The 24,651-nt window shown below is 71.5% G+C and carries 16 protein-coding genes; 11 read left to right on the top strand and 5 right to left on the bottom strand.

From position 1 onward, the window contains the following. Nucleotides 1–24 precede the first annotated feature (24 nt). A complete protein-coding gene (locus CAP_RS33550) occupies nt 25–1,068 on the top strand; it encodes a D-alanine--D-alanine ligase (protein ID WP_044248333.1) in 1,044 nt (347 codons plus the stop codon). 135 nt (nt 1,069–1,203) lie between these two features. Here CAP_RS33550 and CAP_RS33545 read toward each other — a convergent pair whose 3' ends face one another. After that, entirely contained in the window at nt 1,204–1,443 is a 240-nt protein-coding gene (locus CAP_RS33545; protein ID WP_044248331.1) for a YggT family protein, read from the bottom strand. Between the two features lie 99 nt (nt 1,444–1,542). On the opposite strand from CAP_RS33545, the gene bcp reads away from it, so the two are divergent. The 6 genes from bcp to CAP_RS33515 all read left to right on the top strand — a co-directional run bounded on the left by bcp (nt 1,543) and on the right by CAP_RS33515 (nt 6,205). Continuing rightward, nucleotides 1,543–2,007: a thioredoxin-dependent thiol peroxidase gene (bcp, locus tag CAP_RS33540; RefSeq protein WP_044248328.1), complete on the top strand. Its 465-nt coding sequence runs from the start codon at nt 1,543–1,545 to the stop codon at nt 2,005–2,007. Nucleotides 2,008–2,116: 109 nt separating this feature from the next. Next, nucleotides 2,117–2,878: a lysophospholipid acyltransferase family protein gene (locus CAP_RS33535; protein WP_052376479.1), complete on the top strand. Its 762-nt coding sequence runs from the start codon at nt 2,117–2,119 to the stop codon at nt 2,876–2,878. Next, the gene (locus CAP_RS33530; RefSeq protein ID WP_044248326.1) at nt 2,866–3,813 is read left to right on the top strand and encodes a patatin-like phospholipase family protein; all 948 of its coding nucleotides are present in this window, start codon (nt 2,866–2,868) and stop codon (nt 3,811–3,813) included. Before CAP_RS33535 ends, CAP_RS33530 begins: the two co-directional genes overlap by 13 nt. Nucleotides 3,814–3,965: 152 nt before the next feature. After that, nucleotides 3,966–4,559 (top strand): TetR/AcrR family transcriptional regulator, encoded by a 594-nt coding sequence (locus CAP_RS33525; protein WP_044248324.1) that lies wholly within the window; start codon nt 3,966–3,968, stop codon nt 4,557–4,559. A gap of 65 nt (nt 4,560–4,624) precedes the next feature. After that, nucleotides 4,625–4,822, top strand: a complete 198-nt coding sequence (locus CAP_RS33520) for a ferredoxin (RefSeq protein ID WP_044248322.1) — start codon at nt 4,625–4,627, stop codon at nt 4,820–4,822. A 135-nt stretch (nt 4,823–4,957) separates the two neighbouring features. Next, a complete protein-coding gene (locus CAP_RS33515; protein ID WP_044248321.1) occupies nt 4,958–6,205 on the top strand; it encodes a cytochrome P450 in 1,248 nt (415 codons plus the stop codon). Here the strand turns inward: CAP_RS33515 and CAP_RS33510 are convergent. The 3 genes from CAP_RS33510 to CAP_RS33500 all read right to left on the bottom strand — a co-directional run bounded on the left by CAP_RS33510 (nt 6,177) and on the right by CAP_RS33500 (nt 14,419). Further along, nucleotides 6,177–8,633, bottom strand: coding sequence for a TolB-like translocation protein (locus CAP_RS33510; protein ID WP_156041371.1), 2,457 nt, complete (start codon nt 8,631–8,633; stop codon nt 6,177–6,179). The genes CAP_RS33515 and CAP_RS33510 overlap by 29 nt on opposite strands. A gap of 418 nt (nt 8,634–9,051) precedes the next feature. After that, nucleotides 9,052–11,601: an MYXO-CTERM sorting domain-containing protein gene (locus CAP_RS33505; protein ID WP_044248314.1), complete on the bottom strand. Its 2,550-nt coding sequence runs from the start codon at nt 11,599–11,601 to the stop codon at nt 9,052–9,054. Between the two features lie 280 nt (nt 11,602–11,881). Next, entirely contained in the window at nt 11,882–14,419 is a 2,538-nt protein-coding gene (locus tag CAP_RS33500) for an MYXO-CTERM sorting domain-containing protein (RefSeq protein ID WP_044248311.1), read from the bottom strand. Nucleotides 14,420–14,707: 288 nt separating this feature from the next. Between CAP_RS33500 and CAP_RS33495 the strand changes: the two genes are divergently transcribed. From CAP_RS33495 to CAP_RS33485, 3 genes are read left to right on the top strand one after another with little or no spacing between them, the layout of a single operon-like run. Beyond that, nucleotides 14,708–17,479 carry a serine/threonine-protein kinase gene (locus CAP_RS33495; protein WP_052376478.1) on the top strand — a complete coding sequence of 924 codons (2,772 nt, stop codon included), beginning with the start codon at nt 14,708–14,710 and terminating at the stop codon, nt 17,477–17,479. Nucleotides 17,480–17,518: 39 nt separating this feature from the next. Continuing rightward, nucleotides 17,519–18,847, top strand: coding sequence for a sigma-54-dependent Fis family transcriptional regulator (locus CAP_RS33490; protein ID WP_044248308.1), 1,329 nt, complete (start codon nt 17,519–17,521; stop codon nt 18,845–18,847). A 42-nt stretch (nt 18,848–18,889) separates the two neighbouring features. Beyond that, complete coding sequence (locus CAP_RS33485) at nt 18,890–21,997, top strand: carboxypeptidase regulatory-like domain-containing protein (protein WP_044248305.1); 3,108 nt, start codon at nt 18,890–18,892, stop codon at nt 21,995–21,997. 19 nt (nt 21,998–22,016) lie between these two features. Here CAP_RS33485 and CAP_RS33480 read toward each other — a convergent pair whose 3' ends face one another. Continuing rightward, nucleotides 22,017–23,411, bottom strand: a complete 1,395-nt coding sequence (locus CAP_RS33480) for an MFS transporter (RefSeq protein WP_081865531.1) — start codon at nt 23,409–23,411, stop codon at nt 22,017–22,019. A gap of 364 nt (nt 23,412–23,775) precedes the next feature. Between CAP_RS33480 and CAP_RS33475 the strand changes: the two genes are divergently transcribed. Beyond that, entirely contained in the window at nt 23,776–24,642 is an 867-nt protein-coding gene (locus tag CAP_RS33475) for a hypothetical protein (RefSeq protein ID WP_197041467.1), read from the top strand. Nucleotides 24,643–24,651 lie beyond the last annotated feature (9 nt).

The following is a 24,651-nucleotide window of genomic DNA, read 5'->3' as shown; positions in this document are numbered from 1 at the left end:
GTGGGTGGGGGCGTCGGAGGTTTGATGATCAAGCACCAGATCCGCAGGCGCGTCGGCGTGGTGATGGGCGGTTCGTCCGGGGAGCGCGAGGTATCGCTGCGCTCCGGGGCCGCCATCGCAGAGGCGCTGGAGTCGCGTGGCCACGACGTCGTCCGGATCACCCTGGGCGACGACCTCGGGCCCGAGCTGCTCTCCACGCTGCGGCGTTCCCGGGTGGAGGTGGCGTTCCTGGCGCTCCACGGCAGGCTCGGCGAGGACGGCTGCGTCCAGGGACTCCTGGAGCTGGCCCGCATCCCGTACACGGGATCGAGCGTGCTCACGAGCGCCCTGGCCATGGACAAGCTCAAGGCGAAGGAGATGTTCCGGCTCCACAACGTGCCGACGCCGCCCTACTACACGGTGCACGCGGCCGATGACCGGAGCGACGTCGCGTCGATGCACGGGTCGTTCGGGTTCCCGGTGATCGTCAAGCCGCGGGGCGAGGGGTCGAGCCTCGGGCTGACCAAGGTGGCCTCGTTCGAGGAGCTCGTGCCCGCGCTGGAGAAGGCGTTCGAGTTCGATGACGCCGCCATCGTGGAGCGCTTCGTCTCCGGGATGGAGGTCAACGTGGGCATCCTCGACGGCAAGGTGCTCGGCGCCATCGAGATCGCCCCGAAGAACGGCATCTACGACTACGAGGCGAAGTACACGCCCGGGATGACCGAGTACTTCATGCCGGCGCGGCTCTCGCCGGCGCGCTACCGCGGGGTGCTGAACCTGGCGGAGCGGGCGGCGCGGGCGCTCGGCTGCAGCGGCGCGGCGCGGGTGGACCTGCTCGTGACCAGCGGCGAGAACGAGTACGTGCTGGAGGTCAACACCCTGCCGGGAATGACCCAGACCAGCCTGCTTCCCAAGATCGCCGCGTCGGCTGGCCTCGACTTCGGGACGCTGTGCGAGTCGATCCTGGAGAGCGCGCGGCTCCACCAGCCGACGCGCCGGCGGGCGCCTGCCACGACCACCACCGAGGTGCGGCTGCACGAGCGGGCGAAGCGCCCGAAGGATCTGCGGCTGGTGAAGTCCGCGGGGTAGCGCGGGAGGCGGGTGGGGCTCGGGGGAGGCGTCTCCCTCGCGTCAGCGCCTGAAGCACGACGAGGCCGGCGTCACCCGACGTCGGCCTCGCTGCATTTCAGGGGAAGCAAGGGACCACAGTCCCCTCATCGAGACCTAGATGAAGTGACGGAGGAGGCCGAGGCCCAGGATCACGATGGCGGGGGTCCAGTCGATAGGGCCCGGGATCTTGCGGGCGACGGGCCGCACGAGCTGGAAGACTGGCTCGGTCGCGGCGGTGAGCGCCTTCATGAGGGGCTTGCGCGGGTCGGCGCCGAACCAGGAGCCGACCACCCTGGCGATGACGATCAGCTCGTAAACCCACACCGCGAACGAAACGAGACCGAGGATGCCCATACCTTCAGGCTAATGTCGCCAGGGCGGCGTGCAAGTCCGCCGTGGTCGGGTACGCCTCCCTGTTGGGTTCCGGGGGCAAAAAAGGGAGAGGATGGAAGGATGCTGAAAGAGGGAGACAGGGCGCCGGGGTTCGCGCTCCAGAGCGACGCGGGCAAGACGGTGAAGCTGGAGGATTTCAAGGGGCGCAAGCTGGTGATGTTCTTCTATCCGAAGGACAACACCCCGGGCTGCACCCGTGAGGCCATCGGGTTCTCGGAGGCGCTCGGGCAGTTCGCGAAGGCGGGGGCGGACGTGGTGGGGATCTCCCGGGACTCGGTGAAGATCCACGGGAACTTCCGCGAGAAGCAGGGGCTGAAGGTGGCGCTGCTCAGCGACCCCGACCGCACGGTGCACACCGCCTACGGCGTCTGGGGAGAGAAGACGATGTACGGCAAGAAGGTGGAAGGGACGATCCGGAGCACGTTCGTCCTGGATGGTCAGGGCAAGGTGGTGAAGGTGTTCTCTCCGGTGAAGGTGGACGGGCACGTGGAGGAAGTGCTCGCCGCCGTCCGCGCTTCAGCGTGAGCGGAGGGCGGCGGCGGCACGAGGAGCGCGGCTGTCAGGGGCATGCTGGTTGCAGCGGTCCCGGCGCATGTGGACTCAACGTGAAGTTTGCGAGCAGTGGCGTGACCGGGTGGATCCCCGTCTCATCTCTCTCGTCCGGCCACTGGTGAAGGCGCTTCATGCGGTGCACACGCCGCGCTTCGAGGGGCTGGAGCACCTGCCGCATGGGCCGGCGCTCCTCGTGGGGAACCACGGGCTGCTCGGGTACGAGACGGTCCTCTTCTTCGACCGGCTCTTCGAGATGACCGGGAGGATGCCGAGGGGGCTCGCAGACCGGTGGTTCTTCCGGGTTCCTGGTGTGCGGGACGCGCTCGTGCGGCTCGGGGGGATGTATGGGAACGTGGAGAACGCGCTGCACGCGCTCGGGCGGGATCACCTGGTGGTCTGCTACCCGGGGGGCGCGCGCGAGGTGCTCAAGCGAAACCCCGGGGACTGCTACCGGCTGCGCTGGGAGAAGAGCCTGGGGTTCGTGAAGGTGGCGCTCAAGGCGGGGGTGCCGATCATCCCCTTCGCGGCGGCGGGGGTCGACGACACGTACCATATCCTCTCGCGCATCGAGGGCTCGGGGCGGTACCTGATGGGGAACGACAAGTACGATCTGCCGCTGCTCTGGGGGCGGGGGCCGCTGCCGGAGGCGGTGCCGTTCTGGTTCCGCATCGGCAAGCCGATCCAGGCGACATGCAAGGAAGGCGACGAGGTGGGCACGAGGGCGCTGCACCGTGAGGTGTGGGCGCAGACGCAGTCGCTGCTCGACGGGCTCGTCGGGGAGTGGCGCGAGGCGCGCGGGATGAAGGGCACGAAGGACGAGGGGGCGCTGCGATGCGCGTCATGATCCTGGGCGGGGGCGGCACCCTCGGGGCGTTCTCGGCAGGGGCGCTGGGGGTGCTGGACGACGCGGGGTGGAGCGCCGACGCGATGATCGGCTCCAGCGCGGGGAGCATCAACCTGCTGCGCGCATACGCGGGAGGGCCGCGGGCGGCGGTGGATTTCTGGATGTCCCTGCACTGGGCGAAGCTGCTCTGGGAGGGGGTGAAGACGCCGACCCTGGGGATCCTCGACGAGAACCGGTTCCACGCGCGGGTGGACGAGGGGGTGTCGTTCGAGACGATGTTCCACGACACGCGGTGCATCGGGTTCCTGGTGGTGGACCTGTGCACGGGGGAGGTGAAGATCCGCGGCAACCGCACGGAGGCGAACGCGGAGGAGCTGCGGCAGGTGGCGCACGCGTCGTACTCGCTGCCGCCGCTGTTCCCGCCGGTGCTGCTGCAGGGGCAGGTGCTCTCGGACGGGGGGCTCTTGCACAACGCGCCGCTCGACGCGGCGATCGAGCTGGGGGCGTCCGAGATCGTCTACCTGTGCAACGTGCACGTGGTGCCGTCGTCCGGGTTCCCCCCGACGACGCGGCGGGCGGTGACGCGGTACGCAGAGATTTTCGCGCGCCGAGCCTCGAACGTGGGGTTCGCGGACGCGGAGATCCGGGAGGGGGCGTACCGGGGGGCGCGGTTCCTGGCGATCACGCCGCCGCCGACGCACCGGCTGGGGCCGATGCTGGGGCGCATGCTGCCGCGCAAGAGCTCAATGGAGGCGCTGATCGAGCGGGGGCGGGAGATGGCGGAGCACGCGCTGGGGCAGGCGCGGTGGGCGTCCCACCCGGAGACTGCCGATGGCGAGGCTCCCGGCAAGCCATGGGAGACGCCGCGGACGGCGATGGCTCGGATGACGGGGGCGCCGGTGTACCGCATGCGCGGGACGCGTTCGACAGCCTGAGACGAGAGGCTCCGGTGCGCTCCGGTCTGCACCGGGGGTCGTCGCGCAGGAGCGCGCCCTGACACCTACCTCGCCATTGCAACGTGACGATTGCGCCTTGCGCGGCCGTTGATTGAACGGTAAGTCAACGGCACGGGAGGGCGGGGAGCGGCGTGTGCCCGCGCAGCGCAGAGCAGGTCGAGCAGCTCAAAGACGAGCGGCGGGCGGCATTGCTACAGGCGGCCCGCGTCGCATTCGCCAGGAATGGCTTCGCGGCGACCAAGATCGCGGATGTCGCCGCGGGCGCAGGGATCAGCCACGGGCTCGTCTATCACTACTTTCCTGACAAGGAAGCCCTCTTCGCCGCCACGGTGGGTGCGGCCGTGGAGGGATGGAAGGGCCTGCTCTGGGCGGCGGCGCAGCAGGGAGGGACGCCCTGGGACCGGCTGGCGTCGGTGTGCGCGCAGATGATGGCCGGGATGCGCGATGAGCCGGAATACCTGCTGATCATCCTGCATGCACACCTGAGCGAGGCGGTCCCCGCGCCGCTGCGCGAGGCGCTGAAGTGCCATGGGATGAAGGTGCTGGAGGATCTGACGGCGATGATCGAGGAGGGGCAGCGCGCAGGTCAGATCACCCCGGCGGCGCCCGAGGAGCTGGCGAGCGCGCTGCTCTCCGTGGTGCAGGGAATGACGCTCAGCCAGCTCATGAACCCGGGGGCGACGTGGCCATCGCTCGACGTGGTGCTGCGGCTGCTCAAGGCGTGATGGAGAGGGTTCCGGGGTCCGCGGAGGCGCCGCGGGTGAGAGAGGGTCCGAGACCTGGAGGGTGCATGCGTCTCGTGGTGGACTGGGATCGTTGCGAGGCCAACGGTGTGTGTGTCAAGGCAGCGCCCGAGGTCTTTCGCCTCGACGAGGCCGAGGACAGGCTGAACGTGCTGATGGAGGAGGTGCCGTCCGAGCTCCAGGAGAAGGTCGAGAGGGCGGTGCGGGTGTGCCCGCGCCAGGCGCTGTCGACGCGCGAGAAGTGAGCCAGGAGAAGTGAGCCAGGAGAAGTGAGCCAGGGGAAGTGAGCCAGGGGAAGTGAGCCAGGGGAAGTGAGGGGCGCGTCTCCGCGGGGAAGCGGGGAAGCGGGGAAGCGGGGAAGCGGGGAAAGAGAGGAACTCATGCTCGAACAACAGAGCCACGCGGCAGGCCGATCGGCGGATTTCAAGCCATTCTCGTCCGAGTACACCAGGGACCCTTATCCCGCGCTGGAGCGGCTCCGCGAGAGCGCGCCGCTGCTCTACTGGGACGAGGGGCGCTGCTGGCTGGTGAGCCGGTACGCGATGGTGGTGCAGCTCCTGCGGGATCCGCGGTTCACGACGGACCGGCAGGCCTGGGAGTTCGCCTCGGCGAACCCGGCGCACACGCAGTGCCCGGAGTTCGTGGCGATGAACAAGAACGGGCTCTTCTCGCTGGATCAGGCGGCGCACACCCGGGTGCGGAAGCTCGTGAGCCCGTCCTTCACCCCGCGCGCGACCGAGCGGCTGCGCCCCGCGGTGCAGGCGATCGTGGACGAGGTGCTGAGCACCGCCGAGGCCGGGGAGACGTTCGACGTGGCGCGCGACTTCGCCGACAAGATCCCGGTGCGGGTCATCGGGGCGATGCTCGGGATCCCCGTGAGCTACCAGGACAAGTTCCACCACTTCGCCGACGCCGTGATCCAGCAGCTCCTCCCCATGCTGATCCCGCCGGGGTCGATCGAGGCGAACTTCGCGGCGATCCGGGAGGGCATCGCGATGATCGGGGAGATCATCGACGACCGGCGCAAGAACCCCATCGAGGGAGACATCCTGACCAGCCTGATCCAGGCGGAGGAGCTGGGAGATCGGCTGAACAAGGACGAGCTGATGGCGCTGGTGTCGGGCCTCATCGTGGGGGGCTCGGAGACCACGGTGCACCTCATCGGGTTCATGGTGCTCAACCTCCTGCGGAGGCCGGCCCTCATGGAGCAGGTGAAAGAGAACCCGGAGCTGATGAAGGGCGTGCTGGAGGAGGTGCTTCGCTTCGACAACTTCGGCAAGCTGGGGATCACCCGCTACGCCAAGGAGGACACGGAGGTCGAGGGCGTGCCGATCAAGAAGGGCCAGATGATGGTCCTCCTGCTCAACAGCGCGATGCGCGATGCGTCGGCGATCGACATGCCCGACGCCTTCGATCCGAGCCGGGAGTCAGTCACCAGCATCGCCTTCGGCAACGGCGCGCACTTCTGCCTGGGGGCCAACCTGGCGCGGCTCGAAGGTCAGGTGGCAGTGGGCACGCTCGTCGCGCGCTACCCGGAGATGCAGCTCGAAGGGGAGGCGGTGTTCGGGCCGCACCCGCTGATCCGGAAGCTCGACTCGCTCAAGGTGCGGCTGGGGCCACCTCGGTGAGGAAGCGGCCGTAGACGCGCTCGGCGGCGAGGGGGGCCGCGGCGCGGTAGCTGGAGTAGACCGCGAGGATCTTGCCGTCGTGGACCGCGAGCGCAGGGGCGTGATCCGGGCTGCCGTCGTCGGTGATGCGGAAGGTGGCCACGTTGAGGTCGGCGTCGAGCGCGGCGCCGAAGAGGTCGGAGCTGTTCGCGCCACAGGCCCGCCAGGCGACCAGGGTGCGGTGAGCGCCGTGCACGGCGCCCTGGCGGTCCAGCTCCACGGCGTCGCAGCCGGTGTACTCGGCGATCACCACCGGCGCGGGGTCGACCACGGCGCCGTCGGGCGTGACGCGCATGGCCAGGATGCGCGAGGCGGGGGGGGTGGTGTCATGCCAGACGACCACGTAATGCGCGCCGTTGAAGGCGGCCGTGAGGCGGTGGGCGTGGAAGCCCGGGGGAGAGAGGGTGAACCAGGGCGGGTCGTCCAGCGGCTCACCGTCGGGTGAGAGGCGCGCGCCCTCGATGGCGCTGGCCGGGGAGCGGAGCAGGAGATGGTTCGTGCCGTCGGAAGCGGTGGCGGAGACCGTCGCGGGCTCGATCCTCTCCGCGGGCGGGAGGGTGTCAGCGGGCGGCACGAAGCTGAGGGTGACCTGGCCTGCTTGATCGATGCGGGCACGGTGGAGGCTGTGGGGTGAGACGGAGACCACGTAGCTGTCCCCGGAAAGCAGCGCCGGCGGGCTCATGAACCTCGCATCGGAGATCCTGTCGAAGCGCATCTCGGTGCTCAGCGGCGCCGCGTCGAGCACCGCGCCCGCGGGAGACACCCGCGCCGCCTGGTGGAGGCACTCGGACTCCATCTCGCTCGCGTCGCACGTCAACCAGCCGACCACCGTGTTCTCACCGTCGGTGGAGACGGCAGGACGGACGTCCCAACGTAGCCAGCCGGACGAGGTTGTTCCGAGCAGGAGGTTCTCGGGATCGCGCAGGTCGCCCTCGGGAGAGACCCGGGTAGCGACGATGTCCGTCGCGGCCCCGCTCTGGCCGTTGCGGCCGTCGCTCCAGGCGATCATGAAGCTGTCACCGTCGAAGGCGACCGAAGGGTGGCGCTGGTCGGGCGCCCCCACGACGAGGAAAGGCGCTCCGAGGGGCCCGTTCGCGCCGAGCCGCACGCCGGTCAGGTCATGGGCCTCGTAGATGACGTCGAACTTGTCGCGCTGATCGGACCAGACGGCGAGGGGGCTCGGACCTCCGGAGGCGAGGGTGACGTGGGCGCCGGGCGTGCTGGATCGCTCGGCGAAGGTGAAGGTGGCACCGACGGGCGTGCCCTGGGGGGAGAGGCGCGCCGCACGGAGGCTGGAGGGCGCGACATGGTTGTCGTACTCGTAGGCACCGAACTCCCAGACCAGCAGGGTGTTCTGTCCGTCGATCCCTACCTGGACCCTCTGCGGCTCGCCGTTATGTCCGTCAGTTTCCCAGACGACGATGGGCTGTGGATCGAGGACGGTAGCCTGAGTGTCGACGCGGGCCGCTTCGACCGCCATTGCCACCGGGAGCTCCGAGTCGACCTTGCCCCAGGCGACGGTGCAGAGGCCGCCGACGCAACCCACGCCCACCGAGTGGTACTGGGTGAGGGGGGCGCTGGTGGAGGCGATCACGAGAGGCGTGGTGTTGAGGAGAACGCCCTGGGGTGAGAGGCGGTAGCCCATGACCCTGGTCCTGTCGGCGCTGTCGATCGCCACGAGGAGGGTGTTGGTTCCATCGAAGGCGAGATCCACGTCGAGGCCTTTGCCGACCAGGACTGCGCCCTGGCCGAGCACGGCACCCTGGGGGCTCACGCGGGTGTACGAGAGGTTGCCGTCCCCCCAGGCGATCACGTAGCTCTGGCCGTCGAACGCGATGCGGGACCTGCGGCGGACGTAGACATGGGCGCCGGGGATCTCCACCTGGCCGAGGAGCACGCCGGCGGCGCTGATCCGCGCGGCTTCGTGGGTGCCGTCGTGGCGGCTGTAGACGACGAGAAAATCGGCACCGTCGCTGGCCACGACAGGATCGAAGGCGTTCGCGACGAGCCGCTCGCCGACCGAGTCGAGGAGGGTGCCATCCGCGGCGACGCGGGTGAACCAGAGGTCGGAGCTGCCGCTGCGGTCGTCGTGCCAGACGAGGAGGTAATAGGTGCCGTTCCAGGCGACGGCCGGTTCGTTCTGCAGGCCCGCGGCGGGTCCCGTGGCCGGGTTGCTCAGGGCGAACTCGTCGGCGACGACGACGGCACTCGGGGGCGAAGGGGGGTTCGGGGAGGTATCGTGCGAGAAGCTCACCTCGACACAGGCTGAGAGCGCGAGGAGCAGGGCCAGGGGAGCGGTGCGCGAGCACAGGCTCCGGAGGGCGCGGGCGCCCAGGAAGCTGCCCCGGGAATGCTGGGGAAGCGCGGACATGGGTCGAGGCGTGGACATGGACCGATCTCTCTTTCTGGAGTTCGTGACGAGGGACCTGCCGCCCGCAGGAGCAGCGGCCTCGCGGGTCGGGGTGATGGTGGGGGCAGGCCCTGTGCAGGCTGCGGGCCAGCGCGTTGGGTCGTGAAAACGCGGGAGATCCGCAGGGGGCACGGTTGCGGCGCGTCAACCCGCAGTTGGCGCGATGGACATGAGCGTGGCTCGACACGCCCTGGCGATGCTCGGGTCGGCGCAGGGTCGTGGTCGCCGAAGGTCCGGGCTCGCCCGCGGGTGCGGGGCCGAGGGTCGTCATGAAGTGCGATCGCTGGGAATCAGGAAGCGGTGCCCAGGCGCTGGAGGTGCCCTCGGGCGAGGAAGGGACCTGTGGCGCACGGCGCGCCCGCAAAGGGACGCGCCGCGCGCCACGGTCGGGGAGTGTTCAGCGGCTGCGACGGCGCCGCTGGGCGACGAGGGCGAGCAGGCCGAGGCCGGCGAGGGGCAGGGCGTTGCCGGCGGAGCCGCCCTGCATCGAGCAGCCCACGGCCGGGATGTCGGTGAGGACGCGGCCGTAGACGCGCTCGGCGGCGAGGGGGGCCGCGGCGCGGTAGCTGGAGTAGACCGCGAGGAGCTTGTCGCCGTCGGCAGCGAGCGCGGGGGCGCGGTCGGGGTAGGCGTCGTCGGTGATGCGGAAGGTGGAGACGCCGAGGTCGTCGTCGAGCGTGGCGCCGAAGAGGTCGGGGCCGCTGGCGCCGCAGGCCTGCCAGGCGACGAAGGTGCGGTGGCCGCTGTGCGCGGCGCCCTGGGTGTCGAGCGCCATGGCGGCGCAGCCGGCGTGCTCGGAGACGGTGACCGGCGGGGCGTCGACCACGGTGCCGTCGGGCGCGACGCGGGCCGCGAGGATGCGCGGCGCGGGGCCGGCGGCATCGTGCCAGACCACCACGTAATGCGCGCCGTCGAAGGCGACGGTGGCGCTCTGCACGGCGCCGCCTGCGGGGACGATGGGGAACCAGGGCGGGTCGTCGAGCGGGTCACCGCCGGGCGAGAGGCGCGCGCCTTCGAGGCCGCCGGAGTAGCCGGCGCGGACCACGAGGTGGTTTGTGCCGTCAGACGCGGAGGCCACGGGGAGGCTGCTGCCCCCTTCGTGGAAGGGGAACCACTCGTCGGTCACGAAGCTCGAGGTGACCTGGCCAGCCTGATCGATGCTGGACCAGGCGAGATCGAAGGGGTCGACGAACAGCGCCTGGCTGTCGCCGGAGAGCAGCGCCGGCGGGGTCTCGGTCCGCGCGTCGAAGCGTCCGAAGAGGAGCATCTGCGGGTTGAGGGGGGAGGTGTCGAGCACGGCGCCCGCCGGGGAGACCCGCGCGGCCTGGTTGACGCAGGTGGGTTCGAGGTCGCTCCCATTGCAGCTCACCCACCCCACCACGGCCTTCTCGCCGTCGGTGGCGACGCGCGGACGCACGTCCCACGCGTTGTACCAGCCGAAGGAGGCTGTCGGGAGCGGGAGGCCTTGCGGGTCGAGCACGCTCCCGCTGGAGGACACGCGCGCGGCGACGATGTCCGTCGCGGCGCCGCTCCGACCGTTGCGGCCGTCGCTCCAGGCGACCACGAAGCTCTGGCCGTCGAAGGCGACCGAGGGGTGGCGCTGATCAGGCGCGCCCGAGACGACGAAGGGCGTGCCAACGGGGCCGCTCGCGCCGAGCCGCACGCCGGTGAGATCATGCGCCTCGTAGACGCCGTTGTACTCGTCGCGCTGATCGGACCAGGTCACGAGGGGACTCGGCCCTCCGGAGGCGAGGACGGCGTGGATGCCCGGCGTGGTGTCGCGCTCGGCGAGGGTGACGATGGATCCGGCCGAGGTGGCCTGGGCGGGGAGGTGCGCGGTGTAGAGGCCTGCGGGTGGCAGGGAGTCGTCGTCGTAGCCGAGCTGCCAGACCAGCACCGCGTCCTCACCGTCGTTGCCGACCAGGATCTCCTGGGGGTCGCCGCTGTGGTTCTGGCTGTCGAGGACGACGATGGGCTGCGGGTCGAGGACGGTGCCCTGGGGGGTGATGCGCACCGCCTCGATGGTGGAGTACGCGTCGATCCAGGTGACGTAGAGCGTGCCGTAGGCGACGGTGCACTGGCTGCTCGTGCAGCCCACGCCCACACCCTGGTAGGCCGTGGCGCCGTCGTCGATGGAGGCGATCACGAAGGGCTCGGCGTCGAGGAGGATGCCCTGAGGGGAGAGGCGCCTGCCCAGGATCCGCGCGTGGTCGGTGAAGTCGTTGGTCACGAGGAGGGTGCTCGTGCCGTCGAAGGCGACGTCGGCCTCGTAGCCCGGGCCGAGCGAGACCGCGCCCGGGCCGAGCACGGCGCCCTGGGGGCTGACGCGGGCGTAGTAGAGGTTGCTGTCGGCCCAGGCGATGACGTAGCTCTGGCCGTCGAACGCGATGCGGTACTTGTAGTAGTCCGCGTAGAAGCCGCCGGGGATCGCCGCCTGGCTGAGCAGCGCGCCCGTGGCGCTGACGTGCGCGGCTTCGAGGGTGCCATTGGCGCGGCCGTAGACGACGAGGAAGTCGGTGCCGTCGCTGGACACGACAGGGTCCTCGGCGTCCTTGATGAGCAGGGTGCCGACCGGATCGAGGAGGGTGCCGTCGGCGGCGGCGCGGGTGACCCAGAGATCGGAGCCGCCGCTGCGGTCGTCCTGCCAGACGACGAGGTAGTGGGTGCCGTTCCAGGCGACGCCCGGCCGGGTTTGCAGGCCCGCGGCGGGTCCCGAGACCGGCGCGCCGAGGGCGACCTCGCCAGAGACGGAGACGAGATCGGGGAGGAGGGAGAGCGGCTGGGAGGCCTCGCCGACGCCGGTCGAAGAGGGAGCCTCGGCGCAGGCGGCAAGAGACAGGAGCAGGGCCAGGGGAGCCGTGCGCGAGAGCGCGCGGCGGAGGGTACGGGCGCTCCGGGTGCCCTGGAGGTGCCGGGAAAGTGCGGGCGCGGACGGGTGGGTGGGCATGGATCGAACCTTGTGGATGTTGTGACGAGGTACCTGCCGCGTGTCGTCGACGCGGCGGCATGGCTTTCAGCGAGGTGTCGCCGCAGCGGTTGCGGCGGGCACCTGTGCAGACTTCGGGCCAGCGCTCCGGAGGATGAAGCCGAGGGCTTCAGGGCGGGGAGCCGAGGGGATTCGTGGGCGACAAGGCGCGGGCGTCGTCAACGCGCGGTTGACACGGTTGACAGGGCAAGGTGTCGAGGTGCCAACCAGGACACGCCGCGCGCCCCGGTCGGGGGGGTGTTCAGCGGCTGCGACGGCGCCGCTGGGCGACGAGGGCGAGCAGGCCGAGGCCGGCGAGAGGCAAGGCATTGCCGGCGGAGCCGCCCTGCATCGAGCAGCCCAGGGCCGGGATGTCCGTGAGCACGCGGCCGTAGACGCGCTCGGCGGCGAGGGGGGCCGCCGCGCGGTAGCTGGAGTAGGTGGCGAGGACCTTGTCGCCGTCGGCAGCGAGCGCGGGGGCGCGGTCGGAGTGGGCGTCGCTGGTGATGCGGAAGAGGGAGACGCCGAGGTCGTCGTCAAGCGCGGCGCCGAAGAGGTCGGGGCCGCTGGCGCCACAGGCCTGCCAGGCGACGAGGGTGCGGTGGCCGCTGTGCGCGGCGCCCTGGGTGTCGAGTGCCACGGCGTCGCAGCCGGGGTGCTCGGAGACCGTGACCGGCGTGGCGTCGACCACGGTGCCGTCGGGCGCGACGCGGGCCGCGAGGATGCGCGGCGCAGGGCTGGCGGCATCGTGCCAGGCCACCACGTAGTGCGCGCCGTCGAAGGCCACCGTGGCACTCTCCACGCTGCCGCCCGCGGGGGCGATGGAGAACCAGGGGGGATCGTCGAGCGGGTCACCGCCGGGCGAGAGGCGCGCGCCTTCGAGCCCGCCGCTGTCCCCGGCGCGGATGAGGAGGTGGTTCGTGCCGTCGGACGCGGACGCCGTGGGGAGGATGAGGTCCGACCAGTGGAAGGGGTACCACGCATCGACCACGAAGCTCGTGGTGACCTGACCGGCCTGATCGACGCGGGACCAGGCGAGGTCGTAGGGGTCGACGAACAGCGCCTGGTCCTCGCCGGAGAGCAGCGCCGGTGGGCTCACGGTCCTCGCGTCGTAGTTTCCGAGGGCGATCCTCTGCGGGTTGAGGGGGGAGGCATCGAGCACGGCCCCCGCCGGAGAGACCCGCGCGGCCTGGTGGACGCACTCCGGCTCCATGCCGGCGTTGCAGCTCATCCACCCCACCACGGCTCGCTCGCCGTCCGTGGCGACGCGCGGGCGGACGTCCCACCCCGCGAACCAGTCGAAGGAGTCTGTGGGGAGCTGGAGGCCTTGCGGGTCGAGCACGCTCCCGCTGGAAGACACCCGCGCCGCGACGATGTCCGACGCGGCGCCGCTCTGGCCGTTGCGGCCGTCGCTCCAGGCGACCACGAAGCTCTGGCCGTCGAAGGCGACCGAGGGGTGGCGCTGGTCGGGCGCGCCCGAGACGATGAAGGGGGTGCCGACAGGGCCGCTCGCGCCGAGCCGCACGCCGGTGACGTCGTTGGCCTTGTAGGCGTAGTCCTTCTGGTCGCGCTCATCCGACCAGGCCACGAGGGGGCTCGGGCCGCTGGGGCCTCCGGAGGCGAGGGCGGGGTGGTGTCCCGGTACGCCGTACCGGTTGGCGAGGGTGACGATGGGGCCGACCGAGGTGGCCTGGGCGGGGAGGCGCGCGGTGTAGAGGCCCGCGGCGGGCAGCATGCCGTCGTCGTAGCCGAGCTGCCAGACCAGCACCGCGTCCTGCCCGTCGTGGCCGACCAGGATCTCCTGGGACTCGCTGCCGTGGCTGCTCGAAACGAGGATGGGCTGCGGATCGAGGACGGTGCCCTGGGGGGTGATGCGCACCGCCTCGATCGACGCGACCCAGTCGGACCAGGAGGAGAAGATCGCCCCCCAGGCGACGGTGCACACGCCGCTCGTGCACCCCACGCCCACGGTCCTGTAGCCCGTGGCGCCGTCGTCGATGGAGGCGATCACGAAGGGCTCCGGGTCGAGCAGGACGCCCTGAGGGGAGAGGCGCCTGCCCACCACCCGCGCGTGGTCGGTGACGTCGTTGGTCACGAGGAGGGTGTTGGTGCCGTCGAAAGCGAGGGCGGCCTCTTCCCCTTCGCCGACCGTGATCGCGCCCGGACCGAGCACGGTCCCCTGGGGGCTGACGCGGGCGTAGTGGAGGTCGCCGTCTGCCCAGGCGATGACGTAGCTCTGGCCGTCGAACGCGACGCGGTGTCTGCGGTAGTCCGCGTAGCTGGCGCCGGGGATCACCGCCTGGCCGAGCAGCGCTCCGCTGGCGCTGACGCGGGCGGCTTCGAGGGCGCCGTTCTCGCGGCCGTAGACCACGAGGAAGTCGGTGCCGTTGCTGGCCACCTCGGGGTCCTGAGCGTCGTTGATGAGCAGGGTGCCGACCGGGTCGAGGAGGCTGCCGTCGGCGGCAGCGCGGGTGACCCAGAGGTCGGTGCTGCCGCTGCGGTCATCCTGCCAGGTGATGAGGTGGTGCGTGCCGTTCCAGGCGATGCTCGGCTGCTCCTGGAGGCCTGCGGCGGGGCCTGTGGTCGGAGCGCTGAGGGCGACCTCGCCGGAGACGGAGACGAGATCGGGGAGAAGGGAGAGCGGCTGGGAGGCCTCGCCGACGCCCGGTGAGGAGGGGGCTTCGGCACAGGCGGAGAGGGACAGGAGCAGGGCCAGGGGGGGCCGGGCGCGAGAGCGCGCGGCGGAGGCGTCGGAGAACGCGGGCGCTCCGGAGGGCCCGCGGGTGGAGGGAAGGTTCACGCCTGATGCTGTTCATGCAGGTGCTCGATCTTTCTGGGCTCGTGGAACATGGCCCTTCGCCGCATCCAGGGACGCGAGCGGCGGGGGCGAGGGGTGCTCGCGCGGGGAGGCTGCCCGTGCAGGCTTCGGGCCAGCGCTGCGGAGGCGTGAAACGCGCGAAATCCGCGGCGACGAGGACACCGAGGCTGTCAACCTGCAGTTGACGCGGTACACACGTCCGCACCGTCAGATCGTCATGGCCTTGCCTGGACTCCGCGGATCCGCGTTCTGGTGGTACTCGGACATCCAATGGTCTGGGAACGCGAGGTCGTCGCGGACCGCTTCCAGGTGGAGCGGCTCGCAGGCGCTGGAGGGATGGGTCGGGTGTACCGGGCGCTCGATCGACGCTCGGGTGCGCCAGTCGCGCTCAAGGTGCTGCGCGGCTCCGCGGTGCAGCAAGGGTTCGCAGGGGGCAAGCCGGGGACGCTGACGCTGACGTCGGACGGCACGGGGGAGGCGGTGGCGCTCCGGGTGCTGCAGGCGCCGGGGGCACGCGAGGTGGAGCGGCTGGCGCGGGAAGCGCGGCTCTTGTCGCGGCTGGGGCACCCGCGGGTGGTCCGGTACATCGCGGCGGGCGTGACGGCGGACGGGGAGCCGTACCTGGTGATGGAGTGGCTGGAGGGGGAGACGCTCTCGGACCGGCTGAAGCGCGGGCCGCTCGGCGTGGAGGAGACCCTCATGCTCGGGCTGCGCGCCGCGGAGGCGCTGGGCGCCGTGCACCGCCTCGGGGTCGTCCACCGCGACGTGAAGCCAAGCAACCTGTTCTTGCGGGGCGGAGCGGTGGAGGGGCTGACGCTGATCGACTTCGGCATCGCGCGGGGACTGAGCGCGACGCTGGTCTTGACGGTGCCAGGGGCGCTCCTGGGCACGGTGGGCTACGTGGCACCGGAGCAGGCGCGCGGGGCCTCGGACGTGGACGCGCGGGCCGACGTGTTCTCGCTCGGGTGCGTCATGTACCGCTGCCTCGCGGGGCGCGTGCCGGTCGCCGAGGGAGATCCGATCTCGGGGCTGTTCAACGCGATGACGGAGGAGCCCCCGCGGCTCCGGTCGCTGCGGGCGGAGGTGCCTGCCGCGCTCGATGCGCTGGTCGGACGGATGCTGGCGCGGTCGCCGAGCGCGCGCCCGAAGCACGGCGGCGAGGTGGCGGCCGAGCTGCGACAGATCGCGCGCGAGATGGCCGCGGCAGCGGGTGGAGCGGCCGCCGGGGGATGGATGGCGGGGGGGTGGATGCCGGGCGGGGTGTGGCGCGCGCCGGAGCGCCTGAGCGCCGCGGAGCAGCGGGTGGTGGCCCTGGTGCTGGCGCGATCGTCGCCGGAAGCGGAGGCGCGGGAGGGAGGCGCGCGGGAGGCGCTGGCGCGTGCTGGACGGGCGGCCGCGGAGCGGCAGCGGGGGCGGTTCGAGGCGCTCGGGGAGGGAGAGATCGCGGTGGTGCTGACAGGCGCCGGGGCGGCCACGGATCTGGCGGCGCGGGCGGCGCGGGCGGCGCTGGCGCTGCAGGGCGTGCGGGGGGCGGAGGTGGCGGCGGTCGCGGGCCGTGCGGTGGTGGCAGGAAAGGGGCTGCCTGCAGGGGCGCTGCAGGCGCGGGCGGCGGCGCTGCTCGGCGGGGAGGGGGCAGCCCGGGTGGACGAGGAGATGGTCGGGCTGCTCGGGGGTCGCTTCGAGGTGGAGGGGACGCCGGGTGGGGGCGTGCTCCGCAGGGAGCGCGCTCCGCTCGACCGGGTGAGGCTCCTGCTCGGCAAGGTCACCTCGTGCGTGGGCCGGGAGCGGGAGCTGGCGCAGCTCGAAGGGCTGTTCGGGCGGTGCGTGGAGGAGTCGGAGTCGGGCGTGGTGCTCGTGACCGCGGAGGCGGGGGCTGGCAAGTCGCGCGTCGCGCAGGAGCTGGTGAGGAGGCTCCGGGCGCGGGGGGCGGAGGTGGAGGTGTGGGTGGGCTGCGGGGATCCGGCGCGCGCTGGGGGGGCGTTCGGGCTGCTCGGAGACGTGCTGCGACGCGCGGCGGGGATCACGGGGAGCGACACGGGCGAGGAGCGGCGGCGCAAGGTGGACGCGCTCCTCGGGCGGCACCTCGCGGCAGGGCCGATCGCGCCGGAGGCGATCGTGGCGGCGCTCGGGGAGCTGTTCGGGTTGCCCCCGAAGGTGGAGGGGGTCGAGCTCGGTCACACCGTGTTCCGCGATCCGGCGCGGCTGCGGGAGCAGATGCGCAGCGCCTGGGTGCACCTGCTCCGCGCGGAGTGCCAGGCGCGACCGCTGCTGCTCGTGCTGGAGGATCTGCAGTGGGGAGACGCGCAGACGCTGCGGCTCGTCGACGCAGCGCTCGGGGAGCTCTCCGATCTGCCGCTCGTGGTGCTCGGGCTGGGGCGCGCCGGTGCGGGCGGCGTGGACGAGGGGTTCCCGAAGCTGTGGGAGAGGCGGAGGCTCACGCGGGTGCGGCTCGAACCGCTGTCGCGCAAGGCGAGCGAGAAGCTCGCGCGGCAGGTGCTGGGAGGCGGCACGCGCGAGGAGGTGCTCTCCGCGGTGGTGGAGCGCGGGGGCGGCAACGCCTTCCTGCTGGAGGAGCTGATCCGAGACGCAGGCGCGGACGGGGACGAGGATGGGGGCGAGGGCGGGGGCGAGGGCTCGGCGCGCGCGGCGCGCGCGGTGCCCGGGATCCCCGAGACGGTGCTCCTCATGGTGCAGAGCCGGCTGGAGGGGCTCGGCAACGGCGCGCGGAGGATCCTCGAAGCGGCGAGCCTGTTCGGGCAGTCGTTCTGGCGAGAGGGCGTGGAGGCGCTGCTCGACGGGATCGATGCTTCCTCGGGGCTCACCGAGCTCGAGGAGCGCGATCTGGTCACGCCGCTGCTGGAGGAGGCGCGCGCGCCAGGCCGGGCGCAGTACCGGTTCCACGACCTGCTCATCTGGGAGGCTGCGCATGCGATGCTGACCGAGGAAGACCAGGCCCTCGGCCACAAGCTCGCCGCCATCTGGCTGGAGCAGTCGGGGACGCACGATCCAGCCCGGCGCTCCGAGCGCTCGGGCGTCCCTTGACTTGACGGGTCTCGGGATGCGCCGGGAAGATGGCGACATATGCCCGACTCGCCCCACCGTCCGACGCTCACCGCGTCGCCCGACGGCGCCCTGGAGGTTCCCACCCTGGAGGCGGTGGTCACCCTGGAGGGTGGCAGATCGCTCGCGGCCCCTCTCTCCCTCACGCCGCTCGTGATCGGGTCGAGCCCCGAGTGCGACCTCACCCTCGCCGACGCGCGCGTCTCGCGGCGGCACTGCGAGCTGGTGCTCACCGAGCGGGGGGTGATGCTCAAGGACCTCGGGAGCAAGAACGGGACGCTGATCGGCGACGTGCGCATCGTCGAGGCGCAGCTCGCGCCCGGGAAGACCGCCACCATCGGCGCCGCGTCGCTCGTCGTCCGCGAGGCGGGCGCGCCGTCCATCCTGCCGCTCTCGACCTCGACGCGCTTCGGCGACGTGGTGGGCAGCACGCTGCCGATGCGCGTGCTCTTCGCCCGGCTGGAGCGCGCGGCGGTCACCCAGGAGACCATCCTGGTGCTCGGGGAGTCGGGCACCGGCAAGGAGCTGATCGCCCGGGGGATCCACGCGGCGAGCCCCAGGCGCGACGGTCCGTTCATGGTCTTCGACTGCGGGGCGCTGTCGCCGAACCTGGTCGAGGCCGAGCTGTTCGGGTACGTGCGCGGGGCGTTCACGGGCGCGCACGCGGCGCGCGCGGGGCTGCTCGAGCAGGCCGAGGGAGGGACCCTGTTCCTCGACGAGATCGGGGAGCTGCCGCTCGATCTCCAGCCCAAGCTCCTGCGCGCGCTGGAGTCGCGGCAGGTCCGGCGCCTCGGGAGCAGCACCTACAAGGGCTTCGACGCGCGCGTGGTCGCCGCGACGCACCGCGATCTCGCCGGGCGCGTGGCGGAGGGGGCGTTCCGCGAGGACCTGTACTACCGGCTGGCGGTGGTGCAGGTGGTGGTGCCTCCCCTGCGCGAGCGGCGGGAGGACATTCCCCTGCTCGTGCAGCGCTTCCTCGCGCTGCAGACCCCGCCGCTGTCGCTCAAGGACCTCCCGCCCGGGGCGCTGGAGATGCTGCGCTCGCACCACTGGCCCGGCAACGTGCGGGAGCTGCGCAACACCGTGGCGCGCCTGGTGCTGTTCCCGGACCTCGGCGAGCAGGCCATCCTCAAGCGACCGGCGCGGGAGGGCGAGGGTCCACGCCCGCTCACCGCGCTGCCCTTGCGCGAGGCGCGCGAGATGGCCGTGGAGCAGTTCGAGCGGGCGTACATCTCCGAGAAGCTGCGCGAGCACGGCGGGAACGTGGCGCAGGCCGCGGACGCGATGGGGGTGTCACGGCAGCTCGTCTACCGCCTCATGGAGCGGTACGGGCTCCAGCGCGGGAACTGATCGGGGCGGCCTCGCCAGCAGGTCTGCGCTATGAGTCGGCGCATGACCAGGCGGCAAGTGCACGTCCTCTTTCTGGTGGCACAGGTGGTCCTGGGGGTGATGGGGGGGGTGTATCTGTTCTTCCGGTGGCGAAGCCCCGAGGCCGGGCTCCCCTCCCCTGCCCCGAGCAGCAACCCGAACGGATCCTCTCCCCGCTTCCGGGCGACCCAGGCGCGGCTCCTCACGCCCGGGAGCATCTCGGGACGGATCACCGGCCCCGCGGGCGCGCCCATCGCGCAGGCCACGGTGTGCGCGAGCCCCGAGGCCGAGATGATGATGCCCTCGGACGCCGCGCCCACCTGCACGAGCGCCGCGCCCGACGGCACCTACCGCATCTCTCCGCTGCACGCCGCCCGGTGGACGGTCTTCGCTTCCGCCCGGGGATACCGCCCGCGGGGCTACGTCTCTCCAGGGCCGGAGCGTGAGCGCGCCCTGAGCCTCGGCGCAGGCGAGGCGCGCACCGGCGTGGACCTCACCCTCATCGAGGGCGGGGTCGAGGTGCGCGGCCAGATCAAGGACGTGGGCGGCGGCGGCATCGCGGAGGCCCTCGTCAGCTTCAGCACGACCTTCGGCGCGCTCCAGGGCGTCGCGGCGGCCCGGACCGACGCCGAGGGAGCCTTCGTGGCGTGGGTCGACGAGGGCCACTACGTGGCGCGCGCGAGCGCCGAGGAATATGCCGACGGCTGGAGCGTGGGCGAGGCGCCTGGCCCGCCCATCGAGATCATGCTCACGCCCGGCTCTACCCTCACCGGCAGGGTCGTGGAAGCCGGGACCGACACGCCGGTCGCGGGGGCGCGCGTCGAGGCCGGGGGCGATCCGATGTCGGGCATGGTCTCCGGGGTGACGACGTCGACCGACGAGGAGGGTCGCTTCCGCCTGCAGAAGCTCACTCCAGGCCGCTACAAGCCCTCGGCGCGCGCCTCCGGCGGGTTCGGTCAGGTGCACAGCAGCATCCTCCTCGGCGTCGGCCAGAGCGTGGGGAAGGTGGTGATCGAGGTCCACGCCGCTCGCAACGTGGCGGGCCGGGTGGTGATCGAGCCCAGCAAGGCGCCGTGCACGGGCGGCCTCGTCGCCCTCCAGAGCCAGACCCGGATCGAGGGGCGGCAGGAGCCCATCGGTGCCGACGGCTGGGCGCGCTTCGAGGGCCTGCTCCCCGACACGTACCGCACCGTGGTGATCTGCAAGCAGCACGGGGTAACGCAGGACTACCCGCTGCTCGTGCTGGGTGAGGAGGACCGCGAGGATCTGGAGTGGCCGGTCCGCGCCGGGCTGACGGTCCAGGGGAAGGTGGTGGACCGCGAGAACCGGCCGATGCGCGCCATGGTCCACGCGAACGCCGCCGGCCTCCGGACCAGCGCTGTTCCCATTGGCTTCGGCCGCAGCGACGAGGACGGGCACTTCGAGATCCATGGCCTCTCCGCGGGCAAGCACCACGTCTTCGCCCAGGTCGAGGGCTACCCGCCGTCCGCCGAGGTGGAGGTCGAGGTCGAGGAGCGCACGCCCGAGGTGACGCTGACGATCGACACCGGCGGCAGCCGCATCGAGGGCACCCTCGTCGACACCCAGCAACGCCCCGTGGTGGGCGCCGACATCTCCGTGATGGGCGGGAAGGTGTACGAGGGCCGCATGACCCGCTCTGGCACGGACGGGAGCTTCGTCCTCAAGGCGGTCAAGCCGGGCGAGTACCGCATCACCGCCGCGAAGGAGGGGATTCCCCTGAAAGCGCCGGGTCAGCAGGACGAGCCGCCCCGCGCGGCGAGCCAGGCTGCGGGTCCCTTCGGAGGCGCGATGATGGTCCCGCTCGGGCTCCCGCCCCCTCAGGGCGTCCCGGTGACTGTGAAGGAGGGCGCCGTCGCGCGGGTGAAGCTCGTGGTGGAGCTGCAGGAAGGCGAGATCCACGGGCGGGTCGTCGACGAGGGCGGCGCGCCGGTGACCGACGCCTTCATCCACACCATGCTCGATCAGGAGGGAGGGCCGTCGCTCCCCGGCGCCTCCTCACCGCGGGCGCGCATGGGGAACTGGTCCCCGAACCCTGTCCTCACCGATCCGGATGGCGCGTTCACGGTCGGGAACCTGGGTCAGGGCAAGTACACCCTCCGCGCCTACCGCAAGGGAGGCGGTGACGCCTTCGCCGAGCACGTCAGCGCGGGGCAGACCGTGACCCTCACCATCCGCAAGACCGGCAGCATCGCTGGCACGTTCCTGGAGCGCGGCGCGCGCGGCGCACCACCACCGGCGCAGTTCACCCTCGGCGTCCGCGAGGGAGGGATGCCCACCCGCCAGGAGTCGTTCTTCCAGACGGGCGGCGCGTGGACCATCGACGACCTCCCCGAGGGCACGTACCAGCTCGACGCCGTGGCCCCCGAGGGGACCGCGTCGGCGACGGTGACGATCGCCTCCGGGGAGCAAAGGACGGGCGTGGAGCTGGTCCTCACACCGCGCGCCACCATCAAAGGGCAGATCGTCTCGCTCGACGATGGCACGCCGGTCGCCGGAGCGAGGGTCTCCGTGATGCCCTCCGGCTACGGGTCTCCGCTGCAGGTGCCTGGACCGCCCACCACGACCGACGCTGCCGGGCGCTTCGAGCTGACGCAGGTGACCGCCGGCAAGGTGGCGCTCATGGCCACGTTCATGATGGCGCCCACGCCAGCGCTCTCCGCGTACGATCCGGTGATGATGCCCTTCGAGGCGCAGCCCGGGGCGGCCCTCGACCTCGGCGTGATCCCCATGGCGAAGCGCCGGCTGACGCTGCCTTCGCCCCCCGGCGATCTGGGCTTCATGCTCGCGCCTCCCGAGAACCCCCAGGCGGCGATGCTCGCGCCGATCCTCAAGGTCGGCACGGTGCGCCCGGACGGCCCCGCGGCGAAGGGGGGCCTCCAGGTGGGCGACACGATCGTGTCGGTCGACGGCCACGACGTCACAGGCAGGTGGGGCTACCTCTACCACTCGCTGACGGCCGTCCACGCAGGCACCACGGTGACCCTCGGCCTCGCGCGCGGCGCCCGCGTGCCCATCGTCGCCGCGGAGCTGAGCGGCGGGCTTCAGATGCCTCCGGGGCTCCCGCCCCAGCCTTCGCCTCCGTCGCAGGCTCCGTCGCAGCCTCCGCCTTGAGCCACAGGCCGGCCTCGCTTCAGCCCGACGCTGCGGCCCCCTCGCCCTCTGCGTCCAGGCGGCTGTGCGTCTTCGACTCGCGCATGAAGGCGTACACCAGCAGCGAGCACAGGATGCCCCCGCTCACGTACCAGAAGAACCAGGTCTCCCTTCCCTGGAGCTTGAGCCAGGTGCCCACGTACTCCGCCGTCCCCCCGAAGATGGAGACCGTCAGCGCGTAGGGGAGGCCCACGCCGAGCGCCCGGATGCGCGCCGGGAACAGCTCGGCCTTCACCACCGCGTTCACCGAGGTGTAGCCCGAGAGGATCAGGAGCGCGGCCATCAGCAGCAGGAACGCGGTGAAGGCGTCGCGCGTCTCCCGCATCGCCGTGAGCAGCGGGACCGTGCACAGGGACCCCATCACCCCGAACCACATCAGCACGGGCCGGCGCCCCACCTTGTCGGAGATCAGCCCGAACACCGGCTGGACGAGCATGTAGAGGAACAGCGAGGCCGCCGAGACCAGCGTCGCCTGGTCGCGGGTGAGCCGCACCGAGTGGACCAGGAACTTCTGCATGTAGACGGTGTACGTGTAGAACGCGAGCGTCCCCCCGAGCGTCAGCCCGACGACGACGGCGATCTCCCGCGGGTGACGGAGGAGATCGCGCATCGGCCTGCGCTGCGCGTGCTTCTCCGCCTCGGCCTTGAACGCCTCGGTCTCCACCATGTTGCGGCGCATGTAGAAGCCGAAGACGGCGAGCCCGGCGCCGATCAGGAAGGGGATGCGCCACCCCCAGGCCGTGAGCTGGTCGGAGGTCAGCACCAGCCGCTGCAGCAGGAGCAAGGTCAGCGTCGCCAGGAGTTGCCCCATGATCAGGGTCACGTACTGGAAGGCGCTGTAGAACCCCCGGTGGCGCGAGGTGGCCACCTCGCTGAGGTAGGTGGCGCTGGTGCCGTACTCCCCGCCCAGGGACAGCCCCTGGAGCAGGCGCGCGAGGAGCAGGATCACCGGCGCCGCCACCCCGATGCGCGCGTAGGTGGGGCAGATGGCGATCACGAACGAGCCGAGGCACATCAGCGTCACGGAGAAGGTGAGCGCCGCGCGCCGCCCCCGCAGGTCGGCGTAGAGCCCCATCAGCCACCCTCCCACGGGCCGGATCAGGAAGCCGGCGGCGAACACCCCCGCGGTGTTGAGCTGCTCCACGATGGGGTTCTCGTTGGGGAAGAACGACTTCGCAAAGTACAGCGAGAAGGCCGAGTAGACGTAGAAGTCGTACCACTCGATCAGGTTGCCGACCGAGCCGCCGAAGATGGAGGTGAGCCGCTCCCGCACGCCGCGCTGAGTCGCATCGATTGCCTCGCGCAGGTCACGCGCGTCGTGCGAAGGGGGGGTCTCAGGCAGGTCGGTGGGAGGCTCGGCGCGGGGCGGGATCATGGGCGTCGCGCGGACGCTATCACTCGCAGGAAGGAGCCGTCGCCTCGGAGGCCATCCCGCTGTCGACGGGCACCTTGCCACCCCCATGCAACATGCAATCTCTGCGGCCTCCCTGTGCCACGAGCGCTCGTCCGTGGCACACCGTCGCGGAGTCACGTGACATCTCCACCTCCCGAGACAGCACGCTCTCCGGAGAGCGGCCATGTTACGTGACACCTCGACATTCAAGCTGCCCTCGTATCGCGTCGTATCGAGGCAACGCGCCGCCCCTGGAGAGCACCTCGGAGTGACAGCGCTCCCACGGTGTCACACCTCTCTGCCAGCAACGGCACACATGGCATGTTGCATGCTGCTCGTGGGCAACATGAAGCACCGAACCAGCCTCCCGATCCTGGCAACACTCTTCACCCTGCTCCTGGTGCTACCCGCCTGCGATGACGGCGGCGGAGGAGGTGAAGGTGGCGACCCCACCGCCAGCTCCGGCGGCGCTGGCGGCACCGGCGCTGGCGGCACCGGCGCCGGCGGCACCGGCGCCGGCGGCACCGAGAACGGCTGGGACCCTGACATGCAGCAATGTGGGGAGCCTGCGAGGAGCGTGGGTGCCTGCCTTTACCCTGGTCCCTCACCGGCCGGGAGCGAGGATCCGCCTTCCACCTTCGCGAAGACCGCGACGGTGGTGGCCATCCGCCTCCACTCCGACCAGGACTACTGCTTCGCTGGCGGCGCTCCCCTTTACTGGGTCGGCGCCAGGAACTTCGAGACCGTGCTCGACCTCGTCGACGAGGAGGGGACCGAGATCAACTTGTCGCTCGGCGTGGGCGACTTCGACATGGGCGAACTCGCGGTTGGTGACGTGCTGCAGATCGAGGCTTCCCACTACCTAGAGTACGAGATCATCCCCACCGAGACGTCGAGCATCCGCGTCTCCCGCGACGGGCAGCTCCTCGTCGCCGCGGGTAGCAATGATCCCCTCGGCCTCAACGTCAGCAAGGGCGGCCCCTCGACCTGCAGAGTCTGGACCGATTATGTCTGTTCCATCGAGAGAGCCCCGATGGCAGTGCAAGCTGGGGACGCGTCGGAGGTGACCCTCGATGCCGGCGAGAGCGCCGAGGTGGGCGATCTGACGGTCATCAACCACCGCTTCCACAGCATCTACGACATCACCGGGAGCTGCAACTTCGGCACGGACGTGGAGTACGTCATCGGCGCCTACACCACCCCCTCCCCCTGATGGCTGCCG

The organism is Chondromyces apiculatus DSM 436 (assembly GCF_000601485.1).
Lineage (GTDB): Bacteria > Myxococcota_A > Polyangia > Polyangiales > Polyangiaceae > Chondromyces > Chondromyces apiculatus.
Note: the sequence above shows the minus strand (reverse complement) of the source record. Positions and strands in the feature narration are given on the sequence as shown.